The following is a 19,353-nucleotide window of genomic DNA, read 5'->3' as shown; positions in this document are numbered from 1 at the left end:
CACAGCCGGCCAATGGTTGGCGGTGGAAGTCACGGCCCGAGGTCGGGAGGCGGCCAAGGCGAACAGGGCGTGCGAACGGGGTGGGCTTCGGCAGGCAGGCGGCAGGGCGGTGCCAGACACCGTCGAGTACGGTCCGGACCCGTCCCTTGAGGAGTCGAGCCTGTGAGCGGTAGCCGTCCGCCGAGGACTTGACGGAATCAGCCCCATCACGCACCTCAGCCCGGCACGATGATCGTCGTGCAGACGGAGACGTTGGTGGGGCTGATCGGTTTCGGGGGCGCCGTGGTCGGTGCCGGAGGCGCTCTCGTGGGCGCGTGGCTCCAGCAGCACCACCAAGCCAGGACCGCACAGGCCCAGCGAGTCGAGGACCGGGCCCGGGAGGCGGGGAACAACGCCCTGGCCGAACTGCTCGTACTACGACGGCTCGTCACGGAGAACGTTCACGCGAACCTGGACGAGGAGATACCCCGGTGGCGGAGCGTCGCTCAGCGCCACACGGACGCCGCGGAGATGGCACTCCTGCTGATGCCTCAGGCCGAAGAGGTCCGAGCGCGGGTCATCGGGGCTCTGCACCTCGCCGAGCGTGCTCTCGCCTTCGCGGCCCGAGCAGCCCTGGGCCTTCATGTGGAAAAGCTCCACCTGTACAGCTGCTCCAACGAAGCGATACAGGTCCTGGCCGCCTTCATGCGAGGCGATCCGCTCCCGAAGCCTTCCAGGTGGATACGGAGTACAGAGGAGGACTTGAAGCGGCAGCCTCACGCGCCGCTCTGACCCCGTCTTGGCGCGGCGAGAGAGAATGGATCCCAGGCTCCGGACCGGTCGGCGCCTCCGACTCCGCCCGGGGCCCCGGACTGACGGCGGCGCGGCAGCCCCGACTGAGGCGCCTGGGCCGAGCGGGCCCCCGGTCCCCGGTCTCGGTCCACGCCGTACGCAGGCCGCAGCTCAGTGCGGAGCACGTCACTTGCCGCATACTCGAACGCACACATGATTCTGGTGTGAGTACCCCCTTTCCATCCCCCTGCTCGCAGCCCAGCTGGAGCTGAGCTGCACCGGACGCGGGCTGAGTACGACGCGCTGTACCGGAGGCCGTGGACCCGTTGGACGGCCGGTACGACACCGACAGGTGGCAGTCCCGTCGGCGGGCCGCCTCCCCTGGATACACCGTGGAGCACAAGGGCCGAGGCCCAGCGACTGCACGGCCGCTTGCGGGAGCTGTCGGTCCACGTTCTTGGACCTGTCTGAAGCAGGGCCGAGGTCGTCGATGCGCGGATGCGGCTCAAGCACGCCCACGAAACCCAGGACGCCACCGGCACCGCGGACTGACCCGTCCATGAACCCCTCCAGCGGCAGCGGCCTGCCCAGGCCGGGGTGCAGGGCGATCCGGCCGGACTGCGGATGATGGGCGGCCAGGGCGGTGTGCGAGTGGATCGCACCGTCGCCGCGGTCGATGACCACGGTGACGGGTGGTGGCGTGGCGGGCCGCATGGTGGTCAGGCAAGGCGGCTGAAGGCCCAACGCGACAGTCCCTGGTCGACGCGGGGGGCGGCCGGTGCGGGCCAGGGCGGTGCGAGCGTCCGCGGCCATCAGGTCGGCTCGGAGCGACGCCCGGCTGACGGCCGGCCGCGGCGGCCGCCGGGGGTCCTGGGCGGCTCCACAGCCTGGGCGTGGACGCGGCTCCACAGCCTGGGCGTGGACCTGGTCGAGCAGGTCGCGGTGGCGGTAGAGGACGGCGCGGTCGACGCCAGCGCGGCGGGCGATCGCTGCGATGCTGACCGGGGAGCCACACTTCGTGGCCTCGGCGAGGGCGGCGAGCACGCGGCTGCGGCGTCGGCCGGTGTCGGCTCGCCGGCCTTCCAACAGGGCCTGGACGGCGGGGCCGGTCGGGGTCATGCGGGTCGCTCCGGTCATAGGTCGGGCAGGGGCTGGGGGACGCGGGGCATGCGAAGAAAGCCCTCGCGGGTCTTGCGGACCATGGCTGCGGCCTGCTGGATCTCGGCGCGTTCGGCGTCGGTAGGCTGGTCCGGCGTCGGTGAGCTGGTCGACTTCCTCGGTGACGCGACGGATCAGCCGCCGGACGCGGGCGATCTCCTCGCCGGACGGGGTGCCCTCGGCACGGGCCCAGTCGTCGGCCTCGGTCATCGACCGCAGCCTCTCCCGCTGGCGCAGCAGACCGTCAGACACGAGCCCGAGCCGAGGAACCGGCCAAGGTCGGCTGATCACTCCGGGGTCCCGCTCGAGGGCGGCCCGCCGCCCACCGGGCGCCGGGGCGCGCCTCGCCGACGTCCCGGTCAACGCCGACCCTGCCGAGGCGCGGACCGCCGTGGCCGCCATGGTGGCGGGACTCGCGCGGGACTTCCACGGAGCCGACGTCGAAGTGACGTGGAATCCGCCCCGGGAACCCTGGGCCTGGACCGCCCAGGTCACCCTTGTCGCGACCGCGCCGAACACCTGAGGTTGGACGACAAGCTTGCCGGTTCATCGTCCCCGTCGCCGGTTCACGTTGCGGGCCCCCTCGTCGGCCGTTGGCCTCGGCTACGCCGCCGGGTCGCGGGTATGTTGCTTCGAGGTGTGGTCCGTCTCAGCGTCTGGTCCGTCCTGGTGGGACCGGCGAAAGGCCGTCCGTCCCGCGTATGGCGGGCCGGGCGGCCTTTCTTGGGTTGTATGGCGGTGTGGACGGGCGATGGGGTGTCTGCTGCCGTCGCGGCACTTCGCGCCGGCTGGGCTCATGTCCCCAGGGTCAGCAGGGCCGCGAGGGCCGGCCCGAAGGCGCCGCCCAGTTGGTAGGCGAGGTTGAAGAGGCCGATGGTGGTGGGGCGGTCGGGGGCGGGAGTGGCCTGGGCGGCGTGCACCGCGAGGACTCCGTTACCGGCCGTCGTGGCGAAGACCGCCAGGGAGGCGGCGAGGAGGAGCAGGGGGGCCCACGGGGTGAGGAGGGTGGTGAGGGGGGCCAGGGCACCGAGGACGAGGAGGATCGTGATGACCCGGGGGCGGTTCATCCGGGCCGACGCGGCCGCGAGGAGCCATGAGAGCAAGGAGCCGACGAGCAGGGCGGCCATCTGGCCCGCGCCGATGGCCGGGATCGACCAGTCGGTGCGGTCGCGAAGCAGCTGGGGGATCGTGAACAGCAGGGTGAAGTACGAGGTCGACAGGGCCATCGCGAGCAGGGCGGACACCGCGAACACCGGGCTGCGGAGCACCGCGAGGGGCGCGAAGCCGTGGGGGACCGCGCGTACGTGGAGGCCGAAGAGTACGGCTCCCAGGAACGCGGCGGGCAGCGCCGTCAGCGGGTAGCGCGGCAGGAACACCAGCGCCGTCGCGGTCAGGACGAGGAGCAGGGCGCCGCGGGCGTCGAAGGGCGTTCGCATCGTGGGGGCCGTGGTGTCCGCCCCGCGCAGTACCGCGGGGACGGCCAGCAGTCCGAGCACGGACACAGAGAGCGAGAGGCGCCAGGAGACGGTCTCGGCGATGAGCGAGCCGAGCAGCGGACCGACCGCGCCCAGGACTCCGAAGCCGGCCGTGATGACGCCCATCCGTCGGGCCGAGCCCGCCAGGCTCATCGCCACGGTCACCAGACCCGCGCCGCCCACGGCCTGGGCCGCACGGCCGCCCATCACCAGGGGCAGCCATGGTGAGAAGGCCACCAGCACCGTGCCCACCACGACGGCCGCGGTGCTCGTGTGCAGGGCGGCGCGCAGGCCGCGGCGACGCAGTACGTTCGCCATCAGTGGGGTGCCGACGGCCATCGCCCAGGCGAAGGCGGTGACGATCCAGGTGACCGTGGCGGTGCGGACGTTCAGCGCGGCCGCCATGTCCGGGAGGATCAGTACCGGGCTGTTGGCGCTCAGGGCGACCGGCGTGGCCAGCAGTGCGAGCCACAGGACCGGAGGCGGGGACGCCACCGGGGAGGAGGTCGTCGTAGCGGCCTTCGTACGGGTCAGCAAGGACATGGCGGTCTCCATCGGCAAAGGAGCAGAGGCAGGAGCAGGAGGCAGGGGGGTTCAGACAGTGGTGACGACGTCCTCGTAGGCGAGGCGCGGGGAGCGCGGGTACCACGCGTTCTCGCCCGGCTTGCCGATGTTGACGACCATCAGCGGGGTGTGGTCGTCGTCCAGGAACTCCTTCTGGAGGCCGGCGTGGTCGAAGCCGGTCATCGGGCCTGCGGCCAAGCCCGCGGCGCGCACGCCGAGGAGGAAGTACGCGGCCTGGAGCACGCCGTTGAGCAGCGCGGTCCTCTCGCGCACCGGGCGCTCAGCGAAGACCATCTCTGCGGCCTGCGGGAAGTGCGGGAGCAGCGAGGGGAGTTCTTCGTGGAACTCGTTGTCAGTGGCAAGGATCGCGACGAGCGGCGCCGCCCCCGTCTTGGCCCGGTTCCCTTCGTCCATCAGTGCCGCCAGCCGCCGCCGGGCCTTGAGGGACCGCACGAGGATCACTCGCAGAGGGTTGGCGTTGTAGGCGGTGGGGGCGTACTTGACGAGGTCGTGGACGGCGCGCACCTGCCCCTCGGTCACCGGCTCGTCGGCGAAGGTGCTGGCGGTGCGGGCCTCCCGGAAGAGGAGGTCCTGGGCTATGGGGTCGAGTACGAGGCTCATGGTGTGCCGCTCCAGTCCTTCAGCGTTAACAATCTCAACGTTGAAATAAAAGCACGACTGTCATCTCAGCGTCAAGTGTCTTAACATTGAGATTATGTTCGCTGAGATGAACAGGGAGGAGCCGTGATGAGCGATGCCGTGGACGCGATCGTCGGGCAGTGGGAGAAGGAACGCCCCGACCTGATCCCCCACCTGTGGCCGGTCCACGCACTGGCCCGGATCCAGCGACTCGCGCGCGTGGTCGAGAAGAGCTGCAAGACGACGGCCACCCGGCACGGCTTGGACTACGGCGAGTTCGACGTGCTCACCACGCTCAAGCGCTCCGGCCCGCCGTACCAACTGACCGCCGGCGCCTTCCTCAAGGCCGCCATGGTGACTTCCGGCGCCATCACCAACCGCATCGACAAGATGGAGGCCAAAGGCCTGGTCGAACGCGTCAGGGAGGGCAGCGACCGCCGGATCGTGTACATCCGCCTCACCGAGCACGGCGCCGCCGTCATCGACTCCGCGATGGTCGACCACCTACGCAACTACGAGCGGCTACTGGCCGACGTCAACCGCGAGACGGTCACACGAGCCGCAGACGCGCTGCGCGAAATCAGCGAGGCCCTCGGGGACACGTCGATCACCTGACCCCACACACGCCACGCCTGCCCCAGCGCCGGATCCGGCCCGTGATCCCCCAATCCACCGACCAAAGGCCCGGCACTGCAACGGTCTTCGCTGGGACAGGTGAGCAGATGATTCGTTGTGCGATTGTGGTTGGGGAACCTGCTGGCGTCAGGTTGGAGTCCGGAGAACTGCACGCTCCGCACTAGCGGTTCGCACATCGCCCTAAAGGGTGTCGCAGAAGGCTGTGATCTGGGCATTTCCCGTGTATGGGTGGGGTGTTGAGGGCTGAGCCGTTGCGGGTGGAGACGTTCACGGGACTGCGGACGCGACACTTCGAGGGCTTGGTGCGGGTGGTGCGGGAGCGGGGTGGAAATGGTCCCGACGGTGGGCGGCCGTGGCGGTTGCCGCTGGCGGACCGGGTGCTGCTGGTGGCCGTCAACTACCGCACAAACCTCACCATGCGGCAGCTCGCGCCGCTGTTCGGAGTTCTCGCCCGCGACAGCCTGCCGCGTCATCCAGCGACTACATCCCCTCCTTGCCCTCAAACCGGCTTCCCCGCCCGCGGCGAGCGGGTGCCGTGGCCGTCGCTGATCACGTGGTGCTTCGAGCCCACCCGCCCTCGGCCGACCGGCGAGGGGCCCGTGTGAAGCCCCCTTTTAACGCCCTGACGTGCGAAGAGTCGACCACACACCGGGACCAGCCCAACCGCGCGACCACATTGAGTTCGGCAAGCAGCATTTCGTGCAGGCGCTGCCACACTCCGGCCTCGTTCCAATCCCCCAGACGCCGCCAACACATCATCCCCGACACGAAGCCGAGTTCCTGTGTGGCAGGTGCTCCCACTGGATCCCGGTGTGCAGCACGCACAGGATCCCGCACAGCACCTCCCGGTCAGGCAGCGGCTTCCGCCCCGGGTACCGGAACCGACGTCGTCGCTACGGCAGCAGCGGTTCCAAGCGATCCCACAACCCGTCCGACACGATCCACAGCGATGCCCCCACACCATGCCGAACCCTTAGGACTCCTAACAGAAGTGGTGAGCTTGACCTGTCAGCGGTCGGTGTCGTGCACGAGGCCGCCGGGTAGCGGGACGCGGTCAGCCGCGCAATCGCGCGCGATAAACCCGGCGACGTCGACGGTCATCCGGGATACTGGTCGGCCATGGATGAGGTCAAGGTCGTCGTCGCCCATTCCGAGCGCGCGACCGATCCGGAGAATTACCACATCGGGATCCCTCTGAACGGGACCAACCGAGTCACTTGGACCGATCAGAAGGCCGTGCAAGGTCCCCACAAGATACGGGACTTTGACAACTCACGGGCAGTCGAAGTCGACTGCACCAACGAACCCGATCTATTAGGCATCGGGATCGAAATCCCCAGGGCACAACTACACCTGCCACGGAACAAGATGGACCAACTGTCCACCCATGAAATGTCCGGACAGGAAGGGATTGGCGCCCTGCTCATACAGCTCCTCACCCAGCTAACGGCGGACACCGGCCACTACCAGCCATCCGACGGCTCACGTCTGGGAACGGTCGTGGTCGACCTGCTGTCCGCACTGTTCACCCACGCTCTAGACGCTGACCGCACCCTTCCGCCGGAAACCCGTGGCCGGACCCTGGTACTGCGAATCCGGGCCTACGTCCAGCGGAACCTGCACGACCCACGGTTGACCCCGCGTACGATCGCCGCGGCGCACCACATCTCCACCAGCTACCTGCACCGCCTCTTCCGGACTGAGCACGAGACCATCGCGGCCTGGATCCGGCGCCAGCGCCTCGAACGTGCCTGCCGCGATCTCGCCGACCCCGCGCTATGCTCCACCACCATCCACGCCATCGCCGCCCACTGGGGCTTCACCCGCGCCAGCGACTTCTCGCGCGCCTTCCGTGCCGCCTACGGCATGACGCCCAAGGACTACCGGCACCAAGCCCTGCTAGCACCTGAGCCGACCGCGGGAGCATGTCTGAAAGATCGTGTAAGTCCGTGATGTGGCAGGCTGGCCGAAGCCCAGCCCTGGGGCCTTGACCAGCAGGGACGGACAGACATGGCAGACAAGGAAACCCCAGCCGCCGAGGTGGTCGAGCAGAAGCTGGTGGACGAGGTCGTCGAGCGGCTGATGGACCGCGCCGACGCCTCAGGAGCCGCCCTGCTGGGCGAGGGCGGCTTGCTGACCGAGATCACACCGGCGGCGCTGGAGCGTGCTCTGGAAGCCGAGATGACCGAGCACCTGGGGTATAAGACGTCGTTTCAGCTGGTGAGTCGGCGGTAGCCGATGAGGCCTGCGGCTATGCCGATGAAGGCGAGGAAGTGGGCGGCCTCGCGTTCGTAGCGGCGGTGGAGTCGGCGGCAGCCGGCCAGCCAGGACACGGTCCTCTCGACCACCTACCGCCTCACCACATAGGACACGGTCAAGTCAGAGTTGGAGGTGGCGCCGCTCCGAGGCTGCGCGGGCGACCGAACAGACCCCGAATGGCGCACCAACCTACCTCACCTACCGAGGAGTCACCGCTTGATGCGGGGATCAGAACCTAAAGGATGTTGTAGTAGCTGTAGCAGGTGTAGGCAAAGCCCGCCGTGCGGTTGGCATTGGAGGCGCTGCCGGGTTTCACCGAACCACTGGAGACCGAGCGGCCGGCGATCTTCACCTTGGATGAGTGCCACTTCGTCCCATGCAAGTAGTTCGAGTAGCAGTACTTGCCGCTTGTAGTGCTGTACCAGCCGTAACACCACTTGCCGCCACTGGCAGGGACGCAGGCCTCCGAGTCCGGCCTAACGGAGCCCGCCGAAGCGTCCATCTCGATCTTCGCCACACCCCATTCAGAGGGGTTACCCAGCTCTGCGGGCGGCTTCGTGCCGTCACCGCGCTTATGGGTGGTGACCTGACCGACCTCTGAACCATCCGCGGCGACGAAAGTGCCGTTCGCGGCAACGGTCGCAGACTGAGGGCCGTTTGCGGCGGCCGACGTAGCGAGGCTACATACTGCGAGTGCCGCGCTCGCGCAGCCGAGAGCTATCGATCGACCGGGTATCCTCATGAGCACACGTGCCTCCCGTGTTGTCCACATTCTGCAGTCTTTCCACTCGAGGCCTGCCTGGGGGCGTTGGCAGGCACGCCGCTGCCAGATTTCCTGCGCGTCACGCCCCGCTCGAGGCAGCCCGGGGCAGATGACTTTCACCGCCTCGTGCTCTCGCCCCTTAACCCGGCAGGTTCCTCAGCAGACTGCCGGGCCGCCACTGGGAAGTCGTTAGCAGGGAGTGCACAGTGCTTCGCAATGCGTCTCGGACTGGATGCCGGCACGGGTGAAGTCGGCAGCGCGGGTAGGTGATCGACTCCGGTGCCGTCGAGGCCAGCGCCCCGGTCGTGAAGGCGCTCAAGCGGCTGCCGGACTGATCGGCTGCAAGACGCGACGGACACGACTGATCCGTCTCACCACATAGGACACGGTCTGTCCACGCGGCTGACGGCGGTTTTCCGGGGCGTCGCGGGCATACGGTTCGACTTCACGCAGCTCAGAAGCGGTCAGGGCGGCCATAACGGGTGCAACACGTGTGGTGCACGGGCTCGGCGGAAGACTCACTCGGCAGGAGGATGTCCGGGGAACGACGATCGGCGACCACCAGCCTCGCGGGCGGCGGCCAGCCGGGGGCGCGCCGGGCGCGGCCAGACACGGGGGCGGAGACAGCAGACAGCACGGTGCGGGCTGAAGATCGTCGGCGGGTGCCGGTCGACCGGCCGCCGGGTGGCGTGCGCGCGGAGCCGTCCGTGTGGCGGCTCCGCGTACGGCGCGTCGGGTTCAGTCGGTGATGTACCAATCGTTCTTGAGGTATTCCAGGGTGTAGCTGCCGAGGTCGCTCTCGGAGAAGGCGGCGGAGGCCCTGACCGCTTCGACCGGCATCTCGATCTTGTCGGGCGTGCGCACGGCGATGCGCTGCGGGTCGACCGTCGCGGTTTGCAGGGCCTTCTTCTGCGCGGGCGAGATCATCTGGAACACGGCGGCGTACGTCGAGGTGCACGGGCCGAGTCCCTGGTCCTGTGCCTTCTTCGCGGCGGGCCCGGCCACTTCGCAGACCGTGTCGATGTCCTCACGGCCCAGGGCGTGGAGGTACTGCTCGTACCGCTGGATCGCGCCCTCCTTCGTCCTGGGCGCGGGCTGGTCGCCGGTCGGCTCGGCCGACGGCTTCTCGGTCCGAGCGGACACGGACGGCGTGGCCGACGGCTCTTCGGCCCGCGTGGACGCGGACGGCTGCGAAGGCTTCGCGTCCGTGTCCTCCTTCGCCTTGTCCGGACCGCACGCGCACGCCACCAGCGCCACACAGGCCGATACCGCCACGCTCACCATCGTCCGCGCTCTCATTCGGTCCCCTCACCATCAGCCGACAACACGTCAAGAGGTCACGCAGGATCCGGGGGAACGGTTCCCGAGGCGGTCCAGGCGGGACGCCGGCCGGTTCACGGAGCCCCGATTCCGCGTGTGCCGCTGCGCGAGGACTCGTGCGCTGAAGGCGCGTGCCTGGGCCGCTCGCACGGCGGTTTCAGTGGCTCTTCCCCGGCCGCCAGCCCGGGCAGCCGATGAACCCGGTCAGCCTCCAAGTCCACCTGCGCGAGATCGGCGTCCCTCCGCAGCGCGGCAGGGCTTCCGCGATCCGCCAACTCGTCTTCCAAGCCCCAGCCCCTGTCATCGCGAAGGCCCTCGGCTATCACGACAAGACCGCCGCACGGCTGGTCAACGAAGCCGGCGGAACCTGGAGCCGATACGCCCCCGGCGACCACACACGGCAATCGGTGGCTCGGCCGTCAACCAGTATGGGTCGTCCCCGCACCTGATTCGGAGCGGCCGTTGCCTGTCCGAGCCCACGGAATGCGGAATCGCAGAGCCGCGAGCCGACTCGGATCTTCACGAGGTACAGCGAAGCCGAACGGTGGCGGCGGCTTGAGCCCAAGTTCCTTGCGGGCAGCCACCAGGAAGGCATGATGCGCTTTGGCGAATGATTCGTAGAGGTCCCAGCGCTTCTCTCCTGCGCTGTTTCCTTGTTCGAGCCGGTTACAGTAGTACAGCCGAATCGCATCGGCAGCGTGAAGTGTGTCGCGAGCTGCCCTGATGGTCTCCGGGTGGGCGAACACCTCCAGCTTGTTCAACTGCAACATGGTTTCCTTGGCCTCGTCCATCCCGTGATCACCACCTCCCACACTTCCCTCATCAACCGAAAACTGGCGTCGGCGAACGCCTCGATGACCGCAGGCAAGTGCTGCCACGCCTGCCTATGAATCTCCTGTCGGCGGACAAGGTGGGCAGCAAGTGCGACGTTCGCAACACCGAACACGACTGCTGCCACTGCTGCGTAGGCACTCACCACGGCGGCGGACATGTCGACAACCTACCGCCGCCATCACAGGACGTGATCGGAGCTCACGGGTGCTTGGCGAAAGTGCGCTGCCGCCGGAGTACCAGCGACGGCCGGTTCACCGCCCGCGCATAACCCGGCGGTGATGGCGGTCCATAAATTTCCTCAGAGGTGCACCACTGCCTGAGGAGGGCGGGGAGCACGAGTGAACGCTGCGGAGGCGGGACGCGGTGGGCCGGCCGCGAGCGGACGCGATGATCGGTATTCAGTGGCGTTCGGTGTTGATGCGCACGAGGATGCCCGCATGGACTCAGGTGAGCGCATCAATGAACCAGCGGTAACTCGGTGGGCGCAGTCAACCATCCATCCCGACATGTGGGTCGATGCGGACGGCGACCCGCGCGAGAGCGATGCCGAGACCGTCGATGAACGCAGCGCGCTGCTCGACGGCTTGCGTCACTACCGCCTCACCCTGGAAATGAAATGCGCGGGCCTGGACTCCGAACAGATGGCCCGGCGCGCCGTACCACCGTCCACGATGTCCCTGCTTGGGCTGGTGCGGCACATGGCCGAGGATGAACGACACTTTCGCCGGATGGCCGGCGAAGACTCGCCCAGGATCTACCGCACCGGCGAAGACCGCGACGGCGACTGGAACGGCGCGATCGCCGACCCGGCGGTCGTGGAGGACGCCTGGCGTCAGTGGCGCGCCGAGATGGAACTGACCGACCGGTTCATAGCCGGCTTCGGCGATCTCGGCACCCAACCCGGTGGGGACGTGCAGCTTCGCGCCATCCTGGTGATGCAGATCGCGGAGTACGCGCGGCACTGCGGCCACGCCGACCTCCTGCGCGAACGGATCGACGGCCGAGTAGGCCAATGATCACCGCGCCCCGACGCGCCGATCAAGATCACTCATAGATGAGGCGGTCAACAGAGCAGGTTTGGCCGCGCCTCAGCGCGACCTGGAGAAAGCTCAACAAGCCCCACCAGGGCGCGTACGGTGACGCGTTTCGGAGCGTAACTATGGTGCCCCCGGCGACCGTTGGGATTGTGTGACGAAACCAAAGAGCGCGCCGGGGACATCGTGTCCCTGGTCTACCAGTGCCGGCTGCCGCTGTCCACGCACACCCTCACCTACCTCGCCGACCTGCTGCGAGGTCACCTGAAGGCGATACGGTCCAGGTGGCGGGCGCTGCCGCCCGGCAGGATCGCGGTGATCGTCCTGGCCGTGCTCCGGCACGACCAGCGCCTGGCCGACATGGCCGGCGGCAACGAGGTGTCAGCCACCACCGTAAGGCGCTGGCGGGACGAGCTGATCGGTCTGCTCGCAGCCAAGGCCCCGCGTCTGGACCGCGCCCTGAAGAAGATCGCCAGGCGGGGCGGGGAGGCCGTCCTGATCGACGGCACCCTCATCCCCACCCAGCGCCGCACCGGGAAGGCGAACCGCCCGAACTACTCCGGCAAGCACCACCGCCACGGCCTGCACGTCCTCGCCTTGACCGACGACAAAGGCCGCCTGATCTGGATCTCCGCCGCCCGGCCCGGCCGCACCCACGACATCACACCACGCGCCCTCGTCGAACACGGCTTCGCCCACCTGAAGAACTGGAGGATCCTCACCAAGCTCCGCACCGACCCCGCCCGCGCTACCCACCTCCTGTGCGCCCCTGCTCGTCCTGGCGAGCCTCGAAGCGAGCCGCTGACAGATGATCTACACCGCAGACTGTCGCCCACGACCAGCACGAGCACCCCGGCACAGCGTCACGCCAGCCCCCTGACCAGCCACTTCAAGATGGCGCAGCTTCCCTGTTGAATCGGTGTGTTGAAGCGAATCGAGCAGAGCTGGATGCGTACCGGGTTGGCGTACGTGCTGTGCCAAGGGACCGTCGGGTGGCGGGGGATCGGGTGCCTGTTCTGGCCGGGTGGGAGGCTTGGCCGGGCGTGAGGATCGAGTTGGGATTCATCCTGGGGATCCGATTCCTCAATCTCCGGACCACCGGATCGATGAGGTGCTGAGCCGGCGTTGTGCCGGTCGCCGTTCGCCCACCTCGCGCCGGAGACGAAGCGCAACTACACGGACGACGACTGCCTGTTCTTTGTTTCCCTCTGACGGGATGCCGGGTGGGTGTGCGGCGCTGAGGAGGTTGCGTTCAACCTGGGTTGAGTTGGGAGGGTCACGTACCACCGGCCGTCGGCGACGAGCGACGGCGGATATGGAGGTGGAGCGTGAGCGAAGTGTTGGCCGTGACCCTGACCGAGGCCGCGCGGGCGTTGCGGGACGGGAGTATGACCAGCGTCGGGTTGACCGAGGCGGCCATCGCCGCGGCCGAGCGCGCCGACGGGTCGCTCGGGGTGTATCTGGCGCGGTTCGACGAGCGGGCGCGGGCGGCTGCCCGGCGCGCCGACGAGGAGTTGGCGCGTGGTATCGACCGCGGGCCGCTGCACGGGATCCCGTTCGGGGTCAAGGACACCGTCGCGGTGGCGGACGGGCCGACCACCGCGCAGAGCCTGGTCCACGACCGGGGCTGGTGGGCCGGGCGGGACGCCCCGGTGGTGGCCCGGCTGCGGGCGGCCGGAGCGGTGCTCACGGGGAAGACGACCGCGATGGAGTTCGGCTGCGGGCTCCCGGAGGAGGACAAGCCGTTTCCGTTCCCGCGCAATCCATGGCGGACCGGGTCCTGGGCCGGGGGCTCCAGTTCGGGCTCGGCCAGCGGTGTCGCGGCGGGGATGTTCCTGGCCGCGCTCGGCAGCGACACCGGGGGCAGCATCCGGATGCCCGCCGCGTTCTGCGGGGTCAGCGGGCTGATGCCGACGTTCGGGCGGGTGCCCGCGGCTGGGTGCGTGCCGCTCGCGTACAGCCTCGACCGCGTCGGCCCGCTCGCCCGTACCGCTCGGGACTGCTCGACGGTGCTCGGCGTCATCGCCGGAGCGCGGGACGGCTTCGGCGCCTCCTCCCATGACCCCTGGTGCGGCGAGAACCTGGGCGGACTGCGGATCGGCGTCGTACGGGAGCACCACGTCCCCGCGGACGGCGATCCGGCACTGCATGGCGCGTTCGACGAGGCCGTGTCGGTGCTCGCCGGACTCGGCGCCCTCCCCGTCGAGGCCCGGCTGCCCTACTGGCGGGAGATGATCACCGCGACGTTCGTGACCGCGGCCAGCGAGGGCCTCGCCCACCACCGCGTCGACCTGTCCCGGCGCTGGGGCGACTACGGCGTGGCCGCGCGCGGCCTGCTCGCGACGGGCGCGCTGGTGTCGGGCGCGGACTACGTCCAGGCGCAGCGGGTGCGAACGGTGGCGCAGCGGGCCGTGGACGCGCTGTTCGCGGATGTCGACGTGATCGTGTGCCCGACCGCATCGGTCGGGGCGCCGCCCTTCGCCGCCCTGGCCGACGAGGCGGGGCACCAGGACCACGCGGGTGTCTTCGGGAAGATCTACACGCCGTACTGGAATCCGCTGGCCAATCCCGTCCTCGCGGTGCCGATGGGCCGGACGGCGGCGGGGCTTCCCCTGTCGATGCAGATCGCGGGCCCGGTGGCGGGCGAGGCGGCGATCCTGCGGGTCGGGGACGCCTTCCAGCGGCACACCGACTGGCACCGGCGCACCCCTGATCCGTGCGCGGCTGCGGCACCGCACGAACGCGCCGCTGCGGACGCGGAGGGGAGCGCATGACCGGGCCGTGTGAAGAGACCGCCGCGCACCCCGATGCGGCTGTCAGGGTGCGGAGCCTGCTGGCCGCCGCCGGGCTGCCCGCAGGCGAGCGGGAGATCGCCGGATTCGCGGCGGCGTACGCCGCCCAACGGCCTGCCGTCGACGGCCTGTTCGACGTCCCCACGGCGCGCTACGCCCGGCCCGTGCTGCGCCCGGACGTCACCCTCCGGCCGGACGACGAGGAGCCCGCATGAGCGCGCGAGCCACCGTGGAAACCGGCACGGCCCGGCCCGCGAAGCGGCGTGAGCGGCGTGTTCGCGGACCCGAACGGCTGGTGATGGCCCTGGCTTGCGCCGGTTCGTTCGTCGTCGTCCTGGACGCCACCATCGTGTCGGTGGCGCTGCCCGGCATCCGCGCCGACCTCGGCTTCTCGCCGGCCGCCTTGCCCTGGGTGGTCAACGCCTACACCCTCGCCTTCGCGGGCTTCCTGCTGCTCGGCGGCCGGTGCGCGGACGTGTTCGGCCATCGGGCGACGCTGCTGACCGGGACGGCGCTCTTCACCGCCGGGACGGCTGCCTGCGGCTTTGCGGCGTCGGCGGAGGCGCTGCTGGCCGCGCGGGCGGCGCAGGGACTCGGTGGGGCACTCCTGATGCCGGTGACGCTGTCGCTGCTGACCACGACGTTCACCGAACCGGACCGGCGCGCGCGGGCGCTGAGCACGTGGAGCGCGGTCGGGGCGGTCGGTGCCGCGTCCGGGCCGGTGGTCGGCGGCGCCCTCACTCAGTGGGCGGGCTGGCGCTGGGTGTTCTTCGTGACCGTACCGATCGGGGTGCTCTGCCTCGTCGGCGCCGTGCGCGGGCTGCCGCGGCACGACCGCGCCGACCGGCCGTCCCTCGACGTCGTGGGGGCCGCGCTGGCCACGGCCGGGCTCACGGGCGTGGTGTACGCGGTGATGCGCGCCGCCGTCGCGGGCTGGACGAGCTCGCAGGTCACGGGCCCGCTGGTCGGCGGGGTCGCGCTGCTGGGGATCCTTGTGCTGCATCAGGCGCGGTGGGCCCGGCAGCCGCTGCTGGCGCTCGACCTCTTCCGGCTTCGCGCGGTGAGCAGCGGCAACGTAGTGATGTTCCTGCTCGGTCTGGGCTTCTTCGCCAGCCCGATCCTGCTGTCGCTGTACCTCCAGGACGTGCACGGCTGGTCGCCGCTGCGCGCCGGGCTCGGCTATCTGCCGGTCGGGGCCGCGATGTTCGCGGGCGCCCGGGCGGCCGGGCCGTTGACGCTACGGTTCGGGCCGCGCCGGACGTCCGTGGTGTGCTGCCTGGTGGGCGCGGCCGGCTTCGCGGGTGTGGCGGCGTTCCTCGGCGTGGACGGCTCCTACCTGCTGACGGTGGTGGTGTCCGGCGTGGCGTTCGGGTTCGGGACGGCCGCCGCGTTCACCCCGGTCACGGTGGCGGCGACCGACGGTGTCCCGGCGGCGCGGAGCGGAATGGCCGCGGGGGTGCTGAACACGGTCCGGCAGACCAGCGGGGCGGTCGGGCTCGCCGTGATCAGCACGGTCTCGGCCGCCGCGGCGGCCGCGTGGGCGGACGCGCATCCCGGGCGTGGCGGCGCGCACGGGGCAGCCGCGCTCGCGCACGGATACGGCGTCGCGTTCCTCGTCTGCGCGGGATGCGTGGCCACCGCCGCGCTCGTGGCGGCCCTCACTATGCCCCGCTCCGGGTGACCGGCACCGCGGGACCACGCCTCGCCGGGTGATCAGTCAGGAGGACACGCGAACGGTCGCCCGGAAGGCCGGGCATTTCTCCAGGTCGTCGCCGTGCGCGCAGGTGAGAAGGTGACCGAGGTAGGCGCGCGCGGCGTCGAGGCGGGCGATGTGCGCATCGAGGGCAGCGACACGACCGTGCACGGTCTCCTGCCAGGCGGCGCCGGCACCATCACGGCGGAGGAGGATGACAATCTCCTCGATGGGCATCAGACCGGTCTCCCGCCACAGCTTGATCAGCGCCACGCGGTAGACCTGCTCGGCGTCGAAGTACCGCCGCCCGGACCGCCGGTGCGGCTCCACCAGGCCGCGCCGCTCCCAGTAGTGCAACGTCGAGAGCGGCAGTCCGAACCGGTCCGCCACGTCCCGTATCGGCGTCAGCTCCCGTATCTGCGTCAGGTCGTCCATGACACCATGCTCTCGCAGCCCCGGCGGGACTCCCGGCGCCCCTGCCGGAGGACAACACGCACGACCACCACGGGCCCATGGGGCAGCGCGCAGCAGCACGGCTTGATCATCCTCGCCCCCCCGGCCAGGTCCGCACGCCTTCAGGACCAGGTCCTCCAGCCCACGGAGACCGAGTAGCCAGCAAGATCATCCCTTGGCGCCAGTCACTGTTCCATGTCCCGTGGCGGTGTTACCCCGTCAGGCCCGTTGCCGGCTCGTCAGTTCAACACGCAGAACGTGCCAGGGAAGACGTCTTCCGTGGTCTGCCGCCCGGCAACAGACTCGGGCCCGTCCGGCAGGCACCGCCCCGCGCCCGGCAACCGCCGGGGGCTTAGGCCGTCTCTTTCGGATCATGCTGGGCACATCCGTTGTGCGCTGCTGGAGCCGCTGCTATAAACAACTCCTACCGGAGAACGGGGAGACGGAGCATGGGGCTGTGGGTGACTCTGCCGCCGAGGGATGGTGAGCGGGTCCTCGCCGTCAAGACCGGGTGCACGCTGGTCCCCGGGACGTCACTGGCACTCGTCGGCGGCATTCTTGTCTTGACGAACCAGCGCCTCTACCAGGGGCCGCTGAACACTCGGGTCTTCGGCCGCCTGCTGAGCCTGCTGGGCGAGGCGGTGGGACCGCCCGGCACGACAGAGGTTGTCGACGTGTTCAGCTCGTGGGCGAACAAGGCTACCGCTGTACCGTTGGGCAGCGTCGTCTCGGTCGATCCGGTCGGCCGGGCCGTCCTGCGGGTCACTACCGAGGACGGCCGTCAGCGAAGGTTCGGCGTGGCCGCCACTTGGCGCTCTCCTGTGTGGTCCCGCAACAACACCCCACACCGCGACGAGATGGTGTCCCTCATCCGCGCCGCAATCAGCGTGGTCTAGTGAGCCAGCAGCAGTTCTCCATTTCTGCTGGTCAGCGCACTGTTCTCGAGCGTCGCGGGCTGACAGCCTGCTAGGCAGTTTGGTTTGGTTCATCGGGCGGACCACAGGAAGATGCCTGCGATGTGGAGTCCGGCCAGGCAGATGGTCGCGGTCTTGTCGTAGCGGGTGGCGATGCCTCGCTACTGCTTCAGGCGGTTGATGCACCTCTCGACGGTGTTGCGCTGCTTGTAGACCTCGCGGTCGAAGGCGGGTGGCCTGCCGCCACGGCGGCCCCGACGCAAACGGTGTCCCCGCTGATCAGCGGGGACGGGGATGACCGCTCGGATACCGCGCTTGCGCAGGTGCTCGCGGATGGCGCAGGCCGAGTACGCCTAGTGGGAAGTGAAGGTCGGCGGGAGCCGACGTTTTGGGGGCGCGAGCCGAGTCTTTGAGTATGCCCGGGCCTGGGAGTCCTGTTGACAAGACGAGGTTGGCTCGCGCCCAGCAGTGTGGGCGAAAGTGTGTGAGAACGGGTGCAGTTCGGTCTGCATCGGCATCGAAGCGGTCCGGTTGGTGCGGGCCGGTCCATCTGTGGCCGCTGGGCGGTTTGCTGTCCGTGGTCCGAGCCGGTTGTGCGGATCACCTCTCAGCTCTGCCTTGAGCTTCCAGCTCTGACGCGGACCGAGGGCCGTATGACTCGCTGGGGTTGCGAACGGCTGGTGGGATGACGTGCCTTGAGCACTTCCATTAGGGAGCACGCGCACCCTGCACAGGCTCTGGCCTGGAACAAGAGTCGCGACGAAAGAGGGTCGTATGGAGATCACCGGGTTACCGACGCCAGTGTTCTGCGGCGTGGACTGGGCCGAAGACCACCACGACATTGCACTGGTCGCTGCGGGCGGAAAGCAACTCGCCAAGGTACGGATCGGCGATGACGCTGCAGGGTTTGCCCAGCTCACGGACCTGCTGACCGAGCATGGCGATAGCGAGGATGCCCCGATCCCCGTGGCTATCGAAACGTCACGGGGACTCCTCGTCGCCTGCCTGCGGGCTACCGGCCGGCCGGTCTTCGCGATCAACCCTCTGGCAGTTGCCCGCTACCGGGACCGCCACTCCGTCGCCCGCAAGAAGTCAGACGCCGTCGACGCCGCGGCCCCGGCCAATATTCTGCGGACCGACATGGCCGCCCATCGGCCGCTGCCCGCGGACTCCGAGCTTGTGCAGGCCATCGCCGTGCTCGCCCGGGCCCAACAAGATGCCGTCTGGGCCCGCGGCCAGGCCCACAACAAGCTTCGCTCCCAGCTCAGAGAGTTCTACCCGGCGATCCTCGACGCCTTCGCCCCGCACAAGCACGGTCTGTACTCGAGGGAAGCACGCACCATCCTGGCGGCGGTGCCGACCCCGAGCATGGCTGCGAAGCTGACACGGCGGCGCCTGCAGTCACTGCTCAAACAGGCCGGCCGGGTCCGCGGCATCCAGGCCGAAGCCGAAAGGCTCCACAAGATCTTCAAACGCGACTACCTTCACCAGCTCCCGCAGGTCGAGGTGGCTCTCGGGCACCAGACTTCTGCTCTGGTTAGGCAGCTGAATACCACATGCGACAACGCCGATCAGCTCGAAGAAGCCGTCACGCATGCCTTCGAAGAGCATCCGGATGCACCGGTCATCCGCAGCTTTCCGGGGCTCGCTGCACTGACCGGCGCCCGAGTCCTGGCGGAGATCGGCGATGACCGGACCCGATTCGCCAACGCCGGATCATTGAAGGCCTACGCAGGAAGCGCCCCGGTCACCAGAGCCAGCGGCAAGAGCTGCAGGGTCATGAGCCGGAAGGTCAAGAATCAGCGACTGGCTGCCGTCGGATACGTCTGGGCCTTCGTCTCTCTCACCAGATCACCAGGAGCCAGAGCCCATTACGACCGCCGACGAGCAGCCGGCGACCGTCACGTCGCCGCACAGCGGAACCTCTTCAACCGGTTCATGGGCATGCTGTTCCACTGCCTTCAGAACGGCCACACCTACGACGAAGCAATCGCCTTCCCGCAGCCCTCAGCCGGACATACCGCAGCGGCAGCTTGACGCTTGTCCAC

The 19,353-nt window shown here is 69.3% G+C and carries 17 protein-coding genes and 5 pseudogenes; 13 read left to right on the top strand and 9 right to left on the bottom strand.

Features of this window, described 5'->3' with window-relative positions:
• Positions 1 to 237: 237 nt before the first annotated feature.
• The gene (locus ACQUSR_RS34045; protein WP_431040450.1) at positions 238 to 771 is read left to right on the top strand and encodes a hypothetical protein; all 534 of its coding nucleotides are present in this window, start codon (positions 238 to 240) and stop codon (positions 769 to 771) included.
• A gap of 1,279 nt (positions 772 to 2,050) precedes the next feature.
• On the top strand, positions 2,051 to 2,452 hold the full coding sequence (locus ACQUSR_RS34040; protein ID WP_431040451.1) for a hypothetical protein: 402 nt from the start codon (positions 2,051 to 2,053) through the stop codon (positions 2,450 to 2,452).
• Between the two features lie 271 nt (positions 2,453 to 2,723).
• Here ACQUSR_RS34040 and ACQUSR_RS34035 read toward each other — a convergent pair whose 3' ends face one another.
• Together ACQUSR_RS34035 and ACQUSR_RS34030 are read right to left on the bottom strand one after the other, a co-directional pair.
• The gene (locus tag ACQUSR_RS34035) at positions 2,724 to 3,947 is read right to left on the bottom strand and encodes an MFS transporter (RefSeq protein WP_431040452.1); all 1,224 of its coding nucleotides are present in this window, start codon (positions 3,945 to 3,947) and stop codon (positions 2,724 to 2,726) included.
• Positions 3,948 to 3,998: 51 nt separating this feature from the next.
• Positions 3,999 to 4,589 (bottom strand): malonic semialdehyde reductase, encoded by a 591-nt coding sequence (locus tag ACQUSR_RS34030; RefSeq protein WP_431040453.1) that lies wholly within the window; start codon positions 4,587 to 4,589, stop codon positions 3,999 to 4,001.
• 126 nt (positions 4,590 to 4,715) lie between these two features.
• Here ACQUSR_RS34030 and ACQUSR_RS34025 point away from each other — a divergent pair, with 126 nt between their 5' ends.
• Complete coding sequence (locus ACQUSR_RS34025; RefSeq protein ID WP_431040454.1) at positions 4,716 to 5,222, top strand: MarR family winged helix-turn-helix transcriptional regulator; 507 nt, start codon at positions 4,716 to 4,718, stop codon at positions 5,220 to 5,222.
• Positions 5,223 to 5,467: 245 nt separating this feature from the next.
• Positions 5,468 to 5,750: pseudogene (locus ACQUSR_RS34020) on the top strand (helix-turn-helix domain-containing protein); the annotation flags it as partial.
• A gap of 22 nt (positions 5,751 to 5,772) precedes the next feature.
• Here the strand turns inward: ACQUSR_RS34020 and ACQUSR_RS34015 are convergent.
• Positions 5,773 to 6,202 (bottom strand): annotated as a pseudogene (locus ACQUSR_RS34015) (transposase); the annotation flags it as partial.
• 160 nt (positions 6,203 to 6,362) lie between these two features.
• On the opposite strand from ACQUSR_RS34015, the gene ACQUSR_RS34010 reads away from it, so the two are divergent.
• Positions 6,363 to 7,196: a helix-turn-helix domain-containing protein gene (locus tag ACQUSR_RS34010; RefSeq protein ID WP_431047287.1), complete on the top strand. Its 834-nt coding sequence runs from the start codon at positions 6,363 to 6,365 to the stop codon at positions 7,194 to 7,196.
• Positions 7,197 to 7,253: 57 nt separating this feature from the next.
• Positions 7,254 to 7,448, top strand: a pseudogene (locus ACQUSR_RS34005) (IS256 family transposase); the annotation flags it as partial.
• An 8-nt stretch (positions 7,449 to 7,456) separates the two neighbouring features.
• On the opposite strand, the pseudogene ACQUSR_RS34000 reads toward ACQUSR_RS34005, so the two are convergent.
• The 4 genes and pseudogenes from ACQUSR_RS34000 to ACQUSR_RS33985 form a co-directional block, all read right to left on the bottom strand.
• A pseudogene (locus tag ACQUSR_RS34000) lies at positions 7,457 to 7,591 on the bottom strand (IS5/IS1182 family transposase); the annotation flags it as partial.
• 146 nt (positions 7,592 to 7,737) lie between these two features.
• Positions 7,738 to 8,019, bottom strand: a complete 282-nt coding sequence (locus ACQUSR_RS33995; RefSeq protein WP_431047285.1) for a lactococcin 972 family bacteriocin — start codon at positions 8,017 to 8,019, stop codon at positions 7,738 to 7,740.
• A 984-nt stretch (positions 8,020 to 9,003) separates the two neighbouring features.
• Complete coding sequence (locus ACQUSR_RS33990; RefSeq protein ID WP_431047283.1) at positions 9,004 to 9,564, bottom strand: hypothetical protein; 561 nt, start codon at positions 9,562 to 9,564, stop codon at positions 9,004 to 9,006.
• Positions 9,565 to 10,004: 440 nt separating this feature from the next.
• Entirely contained in the window at positions 10,005 to 10,376 is a 372-nt protein-coding gene (locus ACQUSR_RS33985; protein WP_431047281.1) for a hypothetical protein, read from the bottom strand.
• A 480-nt stretch (positions 10,377 to 10,856) separates the two neighbouring features.
• On the opposite strand from ACQUSR_RS33985, the gene ACQUSR_RS33980 reads away from it, so the two are divergent.
• The 5 genes from ACQUSR_RS33980 (at position 10,857) to ACQUSR_RS33960 (ending at position 15,926) form a co-directional block, all read left to right on the top strand.
• On the top strand, positions 10,857 to 11,435 hold the full coding sequence (locus ACQUSR_RS33980) for a DinB family protein (protein WP_431047279.1): 579 nt from the start codon (positions 10,857 to 10,859) through the stop codon (positions 11,433 to 11,435).
• 204 nt (positions 11,436 to 11,639) lie between these two features.
• Positions 11,640 to 12,368, top strand: coding sequence for a transposase family protein (locus ACQUSR_RS33975; RefSeq protein WP_431047277.1), 729 nt, complete (start codon positions 11,640 to 11,642; stop codon positions 12,366 to 12,368).
• A gap of 413 nt (positions 12,369 to 12,781) precedes the next feature.
• Positions 12,782 to 14,227: an amidase gene (locus tag ACQUSR_RS33970; protein WP_431047275.1), complete on the top strand. Its 1,446-nt coding sequence runs from the start codon at positions 12,782 to 12,784 to the stop codon at positions 14,225 to 14,227.
• Positions 14,224 to 14,460 carry a hypothetical protein gene (locus tag ACQUSR_RS33965; RefSeq protein WP_431047273.1) on the top strand — a complete coding sequence of 79 codons (237 nt, stop codon included), beginning with the start codon at positions 14,224 to 14,226 and terminating at the stop codon, positions 14,458 to 14,460. Before ACQUSR_RS33970 ends, ACQUSR_RS33965 begins: the two co-directional genes overlap by 4 nt.
• Positions 14,457 to 15,926 (top strand): DHA2 family efflux MFS transporter permease subunit, encoded by a 1,470-nt coding sequence (locus ACQUSR_RS33960; RefSeq protein WP_431047271.1) that lies wholly within the window; start codon positions 14,457 to 14,459, stop codon positions 15,924 to 15,926. Before ACQUSR_RS33965 ends, ACQUSR_RS33960 begins: the two co-directional genes overlap by 4 nt.
• A 36-nt stretch (positions 15,927 to 15,962) precedes the next feature.
• Here the strand turns inward: ACQUSR_RS33960 and ACQUSR_RS33955 are convergent, their stop codons facing one another.
• Positions 15,963 to 16,373: a MerR family transcriptional regulator gene (locus ACQUSR_RS33955; RefSeq protein ID WP_431047269.1), complete on the bottom strand. Its 411-nt coding sequence runs from the start codon at positions 16,371 to 16,373 to the stop codon at positions 15,963 to 15,965.
• Positions 16,374 to 16,840: 467 nt separating this feature from the next.
• Between ACQUSR_RS33955 and ACQUSR_RS33950 the strand changes: the two genes are divergently transcribed.
• Positions 16,841 to 17,287, top strand: a complete 447-nt coding sequence (locus ACQUSR_RS33950) for a hypothetical protein (protein ID WP_431047267.1) — start codon at positions 16,841 to 16,843, stop codon at positions 17,285 to 17,287.
• Positions 17,288 to 17,376: 89 nt separating this feature from the next.
• Here the strand turns inward: ACQUSR_RS33950 and ACQUSR_RS33945 are convergent.
• Positions 17,377 to 17,658 (bottom strand): annotated as a pseudogene (locus ACQUSR_RS33945) (transposase); the annotation flags it as partial.
• 421 nt (positions 17,659 to 18,079) lie between these two features.
• Here ACQUSR_RS33945 and ACQUSR_RS33940 point away from each other — a divergent pair.
• Complete coding sequence (locus tag ACQUSR_RS33940; protein WP_431047266.1) at positions 18,080 to 19,342, top strand: IS110 family transposase; 1,263 nt, start codon at positions 18,080 to 18,082, stop codon at positions 19,340 to 19,342.
• Positions 19,343 to 19,353 lie beyond the last annotated feature (11 nt).

Source organism: Streptomyces sp. P1-3 (assembly GCF_050613155.1).
GTDB lineage: Bacteria > Actinomycetota > Actinomycetes > Streptomycetales > Streptomycetaceae > Streptomyces.
This window is presented reverse-complemented; position numbering and strand designations above follow the sequence as displayed.